4 protein-coding genes are annotated in these 10,272 nt (G+C 67.2%); all 4 read left to right on the forward strand.

The window, feature by feature from the left end:
* The first annotated feature begins 97 nt into the window (after positions 1-97).
* Positions 98-3,844: a CHAT domain-containing protein gene (locus tag ABZ862_RS37885; protein ID WP_360969017.1), complete on the forward strand. Its 3,747-nt coding sequence runs from the start codon at positions 98-100 to the stop codon at positions 3,842-3,844.
* A 9-nt stretch (positions 3,845-3,853) separates the two neighbouring features.
* The gene (locus ABZ862_RS37890) at positions 3,854-4,849 is read left to right on the forward strand and encodes a hypothetical protein (protein ID WP_360969020.1); all 996 of its coding nucleotides are present in this window, start codon (positions 3,854-3,856) and stop codon (positions 4,847-4,849) included.
* A 167-nt stretch (positions 4,850-5,016) separates the two neighbouring features.
* Positions 5,017-6,105, forward strand: a complete 1,089-nt coding sequence (locus tag ABZ862_RS37895) for an IS630 family transposase (protein WP_360969023.1) — start codon at positions 5,017-5,019, stop codon at positions 6,103-6,105.
* Positions 6,106-6,305: 200 nt separating this feature from the next.
* A complete protein-coding gene (locus ABZ862_RS37900; protein ID WP_360969026.1) occupies positions 6,306-10,094 on the forward strand; it encodes a hypothetical protein in 3,789 nt (1,262 codons plus the stop codon).
* Positions 10,095-10,272 lie beyond the last annotated feature (178 nt).

The raw sequence follows: 10,272 nt of genomic DNA on the forward strand, positions 1-10,272 counted from the left end.
CAGCAGGCATGGATCAACGACCCGGCCAAGCGCAGGGAACCCGCACCACAAACCTCATAGCGTCACGACCGTCTCACTGGACTTGAAATCTTCCGCCTTGATCGACGCTGTCGCAGCTCTCAGCGCCGCCGATGCCTTAGGCTCCGCAACGCCGGAGCTGCACGAACGGCTCAGCCATTTCACAGCACAGCCCGTGGGGATCACCCGATACGAGACCGTCGCGTCACCGGCCCCCCGTGAACCCGACCCGGACCGCCTTGGTGAGCTGCTCGACCTTGTCGACGCCCGTACCGGCGAGAGCCGGACTCTGGCCCCCATGCCACTGCCTGCAGCCTCGGGGGCTACAAACGGTTACACGGGGGAGGTCTCGGCGTATGAGCTGCTGGCCAGCATCTTGGCGATGCGCGACACCCTCGACCCTACGGAGGTTTGGGCCGACAGTGAGGAGGAGGCTTGGAGGGTGCCCCTACGGTTGGGCCGGACCCACCTCATGCGGTACGCCGACACCCGCAATGTTGACGCATTGAACCAGGCCATCGGCGTTCTCCAGGCGGCTGCGGCGTCGGTCGAAGACGATTCCGTCCGGCAGGGGTATGTTCTGCTCGGCGATCTGGCGTTGGCACAGCTCATGCGTTACGACGCTACTGGGCACGCGGATGATCTCAACGAGGCCCTGCACCGAGCCAGGACGGCACAGGGAGCTGCGGTCTCAGAGTGGGCGGGGGCCCGATACCCCGCTCTGTGGCATAGCGTGTTGGGCGCCGCGCTCTGGTTGCGCCACGAGGCCGACGGGGACCCCGCCGACCTCGAAGCCTCGGCCGACGCGTTGTGGGTCGCCGCGCAGCGATGGACCCATGTCACGTCGGTTTCATGGCTGCGTCTGACCGGGGCGATCCAACGGCAGCAGTACGCGCTGTCGCGGCAGGCCGCTTACCTGGAAAGGGCGTTGGTCCAACACCGCCGCATCGCCACGGCGCAGATGCTCGTACACGATGCGACGGTGCTGCGCGAGACATGGGCAAGCGTGGGCTACACCCATCTTGCTGAGTACGAACGGTCCCGCGAGCCGGACGAGCTGGACCGCGCCGTGCAACACCTCACCCGCGCACTGGAGACCGACGAGCTCCAGGAGCGCGACTCCGCTGCTCGGCTTGAGTGGACCCGCGTGCTCGTCTCAGGGCATCGTCTGCGCGTCGAGTACAGCGCTGACCGTGACGCCTTGGAAGACCTCGTCGCCACCCTCGCGGGGGTGGTGGCAAATGCGCCCGCGGACTCTCCAGAGCGTGCTGCATGGCTCGGTGCCCTTGGTGAGACTCTCTTGCGGAGATATGAACTGGCGGGCGAGGCAGACGACTTGCGGACGGCTCGTAGTCTCCTGGAGCGCGCCGAGGACCGCTCGGCACTAGCCACCGTCTGCCATCTCCTGTACCAGCACAGCAGCGACTTGCATGCGCTGGACGACGCCGTGCGCATGGGAGCGGAAGAGGTGCGCAGGACGGCTGGCCCCGAGGGAGCACACGTGACGGCGGCGGCCGGGCTCGGTCTGGCCCTGCTGTCCCGCGCCGAGGTGCTGCGCGCTCCGATGGATGCAATGGCTGCTGCGCGTCTCCTGGATCACTGCCTGCAGTGGGGTGATCAGTCCGAGGTGCGTCTAGCCTCACTGCGGGCCGAGTTCGGGTGCGCTCTGCTGAATCTGCTTGAGCTGCGGGTCGCCGGCGTCGGGGCCGTGCCCGGCTACGAGGGCGACCCTCTGGAGGATGCGGCCGTGGCCCTGGTGGACGCGCTGGACGTCGTCCGGAACCACGAGGGGGACTGCTCGCGTATCTACGATCTTCTCACTCGGGCGAACGCGGCGGCGAGTTTGGTCATCGCACGTGAGGAGAGGCTGGGCGAGGGCCCCGGCCGGCTGCGCGGGGAACGGCCGGTCTGGATGCGTGTGCGCGCGGCGCTTGACGAGTGGGCCGTCGAGTCGGGACGCTCTCGGCTTCCCAGAAGCGGCGACTGGCGCGACGCCCTGCGTGAGGAGCCAGTCACCATGCGGGGGGCGCTGCGTGAGCGCATCGTCGACACCCTCATCCGCCACCTTGGTGACCGATCTGCCGAACAGGTTCGCCGGGTCGTGGGCGAAGCAGACGTGCTCGCCAGGGCCTGTCTGGAGGCCGGGGACGCCGAGGCCGCTCTCGAACTGGTCGAATCGGGCCGGACCCTGGCCGAGGAGGTGGCGTCCGGCGCAGCCACCGTCACCGGTTCGACGCTGGAGGAGCACCGGCGCATGCGGAGGGCGCGACGGCTGGAGATCACCGGGCCGACCGGCACCCGGCTGCCACAGCTCATGACCGGCCCGGCATCGACGCGGTCGGCGGACGCCCTGCGGGCCTCCTTGCTTGACGCCCTGTCGAGCACCACGGAGTTGCTCGCGCACGGCTGGCCCGTACATCTGTGCCGGACGCTGGGCGTGGACGCCGTGGTGTACCTCTTGGCCGGCCGTCGCCATGGATGGGCCCTCGTACTGCACTCGACCGGACGACTCCATGCGCTGCGGCTTCCGCAACTGCGCTCCGATGCACCGGACCTGGTCAACTTCACCGCCGCGCACGACCAGCAACTTCGAGGAGTCGCGAACACGGCGCCGGGTGATGCGTGGCGCGGGGCGCTGCGCAAGGTCTGCGACTGGGCTTGGCGAGCAGCGGTCAAGCAGCTCTTCGAGCATTTCTCGGCCTCGGGGTCCCAGACAACGCCACGGATCGTCCTGATCCCGTCCGGGACACTGGGCCTGGTGCCCTGGCACGCGGCACGGCACCGGGTGCGCCGGAATGACGGCAGCTCGATGCACCGCTTCGCAATCGAGGCCATGTCCGTCAGCTACGCGTCCTCGCTGGGGATGTTGACCCGGTTCGCCACCCGTTCCTTGGCACCGCTCGCGGGGAGTGGGCTCGTGGTCTTTGACCCCACGGGCGATCTGCCCCATGCCCGCCAGGAGGGCGAAGACGTCTACCGCTGGTTCTATGCCAAGGGGCAGCGGCTCGGCGGCTCCGGCGAGAGCGCGGCGCCCGCCACGCCCGCCGCTGTCCTCACCGCGCTACAGGGTCATGAGGCCGAACGCGGCCACCCAGTGGCTCACTTCGCCTGCCACGCGCGCAATGGCGTCCCCGCGACGGACTCGTACTTGATGCTGGCCGGCGGGCAGCGGCTGCGGGCCGGTCGCCTTCTTGGTCTGGCCCACGGCAACAGCGCCGCACGGAGCACGCAGGCCCTGGTGGTCCTGTCCGCCTGCGCGACGGCGGTGCCGGGAGCGCACTACGACGGCGCTCTGAGCCTGTCGACGGCATTCGTCGCGGCGGGGGCAGCCGCCGTGGTGGGGTCGCTGTGGCACGTGGAAGATGCCACGACCGCCGCGTTGATGCGGGACTTCCACACTCTGCTCAACCTCGACGGAATGCCGCCTGCCGAAGCGCTGCGCACCGCTCAGCTGCGGCTGCTGCGCGAGGCCCGCGCCCGGACCCGAGGACAGAGCCCCAAGGCCAGGACTTCGGCGGAGGACCCCTTCTTCTGGGCCGCATTCGTCCATCAGGGCCGGGGGCATCCGACGGCGCCACCCGCTGACGGAGCCTCGTCGGCGATCGCTGAGCTCCCCGACAACCCCACGGATGGCGGCGGCTCGTCCGATGGCTCCGGGTTCAGACTGCCGATCTTCCCGAGTCTGCCGGGGCCTGGATCGGCTGAGATCGTATGGACCTGCCCGGTGACCGACTGTGCCGAGGAGGCGATCGGCGATGATGACTCGCCCTACGCCGCCGATTGCTGTCCTGCGCATCCCGATAGCGCCTTCGTCAACTCGGCGTAGGTGGTTGCTGTGGGCGGACTCGTCAAGGGATTCCTGGAGCCGATCGCGAAGCGCTGGAGCGCTGCGATGGGCGGTCCGCTGCTGCTGTTCTGGCTTGCGGGCACGTTGATCGTGCTGTGGCGCCGCGATGACGGCGCCCATCCATGCCGCACCACCGAGTCATGGACACGCGTGTATTGCGGCATCGCCGCGCAGCAACCGGTGGGTCCCCTCGTGCTGTTCGCGGCCGCACTCGCACTCGTGGTGGTGTCCGCCTGGGCGGCCTCGGCGTCGGCTCCCTTCGTGCTCGAAGTCTTGGCGGGCCGCTGGGGCACGTCCCGGCCTGCGCTCGCGTACACCCGGCGCCGCATCGCGCGGCACCGTGCCCGGCGCGCCGCATTCGCACGACGTTCGGAGCCGCCGGCGGGGCTGAGCGGGGATGCCCTCGGCGCCTGGCAGGTGCAGACTGGCTGGCATGCCGCGCGTAGTCGGGCGGCATCCGCGCGCTATCCGCGGCCGCGCGACCCGGAACGGTTGTTGCCCACGACACTGGGCAACGCGCTGATCTCGGTGTCCGCCGAGACGCGCCGCAAGTATGGTCTCGAACTGAGCGTCTGCTGGGACCCGTTCGTCAAAGCACTGGAGGCCCCCGACCGCGATGACCTGACGGCAGCGGCGACCCGTGTCTTCGCCCGGGTGCAGGCACTGATGTGCTCGGCGGCCACCACACTCTGGGCGGTGCTCCTGCCCGGCTGGTGGCCGCGCCTGTTCTGGATCACGGTGTGCGTCCTGTTGGTCGGGGCGGCGCACCGGGCGCTGCGCGCGGGCGTGGACGCCTACTGCCGACATGTCGGGGACATCTTCGCCCTCCACCGGGTCCGGCTCTATCGGGCGCTCGGGATCACCCCGCCGGCTTCGAGTGCGCAAGAGGTGACCTCCGGCGAGATCCTGAGCGCCGCCTTGTCCCTGTCCCTCAGCACGCTGCCGAACGGCTCGACTCCTATTCCTTACGACTGGTCCCTCTAGCAACACAATGAGCGTTTTCCCGGAAGCAGTCGGCTGTCCAGTCCGAGTTGGTCCGGATGCTGGACGAGGCGGCGGCGCTGACGCTGGGTGTGCGTAGTCCGGCTATGACTTCACAGAACAGCTAGTATCCTGAGTCGGAAGTTCGCTGGCGGTTGTAGGGTGGGGTGATGCCGGGTCCGAAGCCGTTGCTGCTCGAGTTGTCCGATCACGAACGCAGGGTTCTGCGGGGCTGGTTGCGCAAGCAGTCGGCGTCTCAGGCGCTGGTGTTGCGGTCGAGGATCGTGCTGGCGTGCGCGGAGGGCCGGCCGAACGCCCAGGTCGCGCAGGAACTGGGCGTCTCGCGGGAGACCGTGCGCAAGTGGCGGGCCCGGTTCTGCGCGGACCGGCTGGAGGGTCTGGTGGACCGGCCGCGTTCGGGGGCCCCGCGGAAGATCACGGACGAGCAGGTCGAGGCCCTGGTCGCCAGGACGCTGGACCAGGCGCCACCGACGGGCGATTCGCACTGGTCGACCCGTTCGATGGCCCGGTCGGCGGCCATGTCGCAATCGGCGGTCTCGCGGATCTGGCGGGCCTTCGGTCTCAAACCGCACATCGTGGAGACCTGGAAGCTGTCGACCGACCCGCAGTTCGTGACGAAGGTCCGCGACGTGGTGGGTATTTACCTGTCCCCGCCCGAGAACGCCCTGGTACTGGCGGTGGACGAGAAGTCACAGATACAGGCCCTGGACCGGACCCAACCGGTGCTGCCGATGGCGCCGACCACGCCGGCGAAGATGACGCACGACTACGTCCGGCACGGCACGACCAGCCTGTTCGCCGCCCTGGACATCGCCTCCGGCTCGGTCATCGCCCAGCACTACCGCCGCCACCGCCACCAGGAGTTCCTCCGCTTCCTGAAGGTCATCGACGCCGCCGTCCCCCAGGACCTCGAACTCCACCTGGTTCTGGACAACTACGCCACCCACAAGACCGAGCCGGTCAAGAAGTGGCTGCTGCGTCACCCCCGCTTCCACCTGCACTTCACCCCCACCTCGGCGTCCTGGCTCAACCTCGTCGAACGCTGGTTCGCCGAGCTGACCTGCCGCAAACTCCGCCGCTCGGCCCACCGCAGCGTCGTCGAACTCGAACGCGACATCCGCGGCTGGATCAACGAGTGGAACAAGAACCCCAAGCCGTTCGTCTGGACGAAGACCGCCGACGACATCCTCGACACCCTCGCCGCATACTGCACACGAATTAACGACTCAGGACACTAGGCGAGCTGGTGGTCCGTGCCGCTGTGCATGTGGACTCGGTGTCCAGTGAGCCTGCAAGTGACAATTTTGAAGTGGGTTTTCGGACACGAGCTTTCTATGCTGGCGTACTCGGGAGAACGGGGGTCAATATGGGCAAGGGCCGGAAGAAGACGGGACGGACACCTCCTCAAGGGTTGGGCCGACGACTCGCAGGTATGGACATGGCCAGCATGCAGGCTCTGCTCACTGCGGCGGGCGCCAGTCCCGGAACGCGGCACAGATGGGCGTCGGTCGGGTACCTCCTTCAGCAGTTGCTGACTGCGCCGCCAACCGGGTGGTCTTCCGCCAAGGCTGTGACCGTGGGCGGGCTACTGGACGCATGCCGCCGGGAAGCGCCCTGGCTGGCTGGACTGGAGGATTTCGTTCCGTCCGATCCCCGTCAGGTCGTGCTCACGCGGCTCGGTGATGAGGTGCTGCGGCTGGCTCCCGGTCAGGTGGAGAGGCCACTGGCCGACATCACGCGCTGGAAGACGGTGGCTCAGGCGACGGATTCGGTACTGGTGCCCGAGCTGGGGTTCGGGATCTCCGAATACGTCGAGGTGGGATTGCGGTACGCCGATCTTGCCATTCGGGCATTGGCCTCATCGTGGCCCGATGGGGACGTGCCGACAGAGGGTCCCGCAAAGTTGACCGACCAGGAACTGGCGGCGGCAGAGGTCCTTCTGAGCATGCCGGTGGAGGCGATGGTCGCCCCCTCCGAAACACTGCGGGCCGCGCTCAACTGGGCTACCGCACAACAGGCGGAGCCGATTTACGATCCCCGTTCCCCGCAGAGTACTTTCGGCAGGTACTTGGCCGTTTCCCATCAGCAATCCGACGATGACGCAGCGAGGTTCTGGCTACCGTTGGGCTTCCTGCCCGAGAGCCTGGGACAGGGCGTCGTTGATCTCGCCCGCCACGCCGCCTCGTCGGAAGCGAACGTCAGCCTGCGCTTTGCCCAGCTCGCAGCTGAACGTGCACGCCGAGCTCTGTGGCGGTTCTCGGACAAGATTCTCGGCCCTCCTGATACAAGCAGCGGCCCGGCTGTCTCCCCTCGCGACGTTGTGCAGTGGGTGGTGATGTTCGGCCCTGCCAGGGCGTTGCTGGTACAGCTCTTCGCGCGCCCTCATCTGCAAGACGCTCAGTTGCGGGAGGAACCAGCAGCGCGGCGGATCAGCAGGCATGCCCGCGCCCATCCGGACGAAGAGGTTCGTGTCCCGCTGCCCGGCGGGTCCTTGACCCTTCCCGCGGGGACGGAGATCGTTCCGCTTCTCCTCGTCGCCTCTGCAGGCCATCTTGTTGCGCCCCAGCGACCGGGGCTTGCCGCTATGTCCCTTGAGGATCTGCTCTGGGCCTCGACCACCGCCGACAGCGACACGGACCTCTATACCTTTTGCCGTGAACTTGCCGCACCGAACAGACCCCACATGATTGTCTGGGAAGCAATTGACCTATGGGAGTGGTGGCGCGGCAACAACAAAACCTTCTTCAGTGGCGGCAGGGCCCCGGACTTGATGATGGTCAGCCCTCACCACAGCGCCGCCGAGTGGGAACGCGGCGAGCGCTTGCAGGAGCTGGAGCAGGCGCTGGCCCTGCTCGCCCTGCCGGGCATTGACTCCTGGGACGCCTTGGACCCTATTGGGCAGGGCCCATACGGGATCTACGAGTGGTGCCGAGCGCATGTGGATGAGCAGTCGGACGAGGTAACCCGATCGCCGGAGCATGACCGTCCTGACCTGTACGGCTGGCGGGTCCGGGTCGGCACCCCAGCTGTGGCCGTACGTTCCGCGCACCCGGCTTGGGGCGACGACCATCACCAACTTCTCCACGACCTCGCAGGCTCGTACGTTTTCGGCTTCGAGCAGTTGAATGATGCGTGGAACGCGGTGCATGACGAAGCCTCGCCGGTCGGCTACGTCCTCGAAATGCGGCCCGTCACGCCGGACGAACGTGATCGCGCCGAATCCATCCGGGTCGGATCTGTCGAAGCACAGTCCAGTGCATACGGCCTGGTGATCCACGCCGAGTTCCTCGTCGACTGTGAGTTGCTCGCGGAGCAGACCGACCGTGACGTCGCAACTACGCGGGAGGTCATGGCGCAGACGATCAGGTCTCTTCTGGAGCAGAGTGATCTGCCGCCGAGCACGGTCGACACGGTTGCAACGGCCTGGCGCGTCGCTCCGCCCACACTTGCGATCCGCATCATGACGGCGCCGGTGAGCCGTCCACACCTTGCCCGTCCGTGGCCGGTAGATGCCCATCTGGTGGGCATGGTGGACCAGGAGGTGGCCCGCGCTGTGCAGGCTGCGGGCGTCGCACCCGGAACGTACGTGGGCCCACAGGCCAAAGAACTTGACCGTGGTGTGCTGGCTCCAGCCGCGTTGGACGCTCTGAACCGTCGTCTCGCCCAACACTCCTCCGACGACCTTGTCACCGTCGGGATGCGACAGATCGAACGCACCTTGGCGACGAAGAACCAGCAATTCCGTGATCTCGAACAGTCCTCACGCCTTCTCTCGGTGGCCTGGGACCCACTGGAGCGCCAGACAGAACTCGAGCAAGAACATCTGTGGCTGAGGCGGAGCAACGAAATCGCGATCGAAGCAGCCCTGCGCGCTCAACCCACTGGAAACCGCCGCGTGGACCAGTACGCATGGATGGAGATCACCGCTGCGGCCTCCGCCTATCTGGCAGCGACGATGCGGAGCGAAGCGATCCATCATCAAGTTCGTCCCACCGGACTGAGAATCAGCGACGCATATGAGATCACCGTGGTGACCGACTTGGCCGATGCCGATGCCGATGCCGATGCCGGGTCGGGGAGCGCGGGCTCCCGGGTGTTCGATCTGGACCTCAGCGCGTTCAGACGGGCCCGAGCGGCTCACATGCTCGCGGCTCCGGCCACGCTCGGCAGTCACGAGCAGACTGACGAGGTTGACGCAGCAGCCGAAGTCGTTGACGAGGAACAGATCGACGAACTCGTCGATCCAGCTGTTGACGCTGCCATGCTCGCCGCATACGGAGCATCAGTGAGCGATATCTTGCAAGTCCTGTTCTCTATGGCCCACTGGCCGCTGGAGCCTGACGATCCGGATGCGGTGGCCGTCCCCGCAGATACCGTACGGCAACACCTGCTCGACACGTTGCGTCTCGCGGATGAACCTGACGGACATGCCCGTATCGCTGCTGCTCAGGGGCTCCTCACCAGTACATCCGCCGCGCTGCAGGCTGCCGACTGGAAGCCGTGGCATGCACGCAGCAGGCAGAAACGACTCGTGGTCCAGCCCCTGGCCGAACTTACCGATGGGCGGCTCGTGGTCGGCCCGCAGCTCTGCTACGCGAGTGCAGGTATCTACGGCAACTTCGTGGCTCAAGGAATCCTGCCTTGGACACAGCCTCCGCCTCCGCGCCGGGTGACAGACGCTCTGGAGGCGGTTCGCGACCGCAAGAACAGAGCCCTCGAGACCGAGGTAGCACAAACACTTCGGGCAGCTGGTTACATGGTCGAGGAGCGTATCCGGGAGCAGGATCCGCAGCGCCTGGGGGTCCCGTCCCTCCAGACCGAGATCGATGTAGTCGCTGGGCGCGCGGCTGACTCGGTTATTTGGCTGATCGAGGTGAAGGACCCAGCCGACGTGCACGTGACACCGGAGATCCGACGCCATCTGGACCGTTTCTACGTCGACCACCGAAAGCCGTGTTATGCGACACAGCTCCAGAGGAAACTCGACGACCTTGCACCCCGCGCCAACGAGGTGGCGGCGGCCCTCGGTTTGCCGACGTCAGCTGAGCCGCGTGTGGTCAGGGCGATCTTTGTCACCCGTGCGCCGGTGCCGGCGGGATTCGTCGGGGGCCCCTTCACATTCCACACGTTGAGGGATCTGGCGGCTGCTCTGGACGGCGCCACCAGCCAGCCGCCGGAAGTAACTGCTTCCGGCGGGACCAGCTCCCCTAGCCGGGACCGGCGATGATCACGAAGCGGCCCGCAGCGAGTAAGTACCGAACGACGGCGAAGCGAAGGCAGCCGACGGGTGATCGGCTACACAAAGATGAGTACTCAGGTTGAACTCGCGGAGTCCGCCGGTCTGATCGCGTCGTCGTCGATGGTCAGACCGGTGGGTGGTAGACAGCCGTCGACCAGGTAGGGCC

Origin of the sequence: Streptomyces sp. NPDC047000, assembly GCF_040644295.1 — a bacterium.
In the GTDB taxonomy this organism is placed as follows: domain Bacteria; phylum Actinomycetota; class Actinomycetes; order Streptomycetales; family Streptomycetaceae; genus Streptomyces.

What these genes read in the sequence shown, in the direction of transcription:
- ABZ862_RS37895 (WP_360969023.1), top strand. Translation starts at nt 5,017, where the DNA reads ATGCCGGGTCCGAAGCCGTTGCTGCTCGAGTTGTCCGATCACGAACGC.
- ABZ862_RS37900 (WP_360969026.1), top strand. Translation starts at nt 6,306, where the DNA reads ATGGCCAGCATGCAGGCTCTGCTCACTGCGGCGGGCGCCAGTCCCGGA.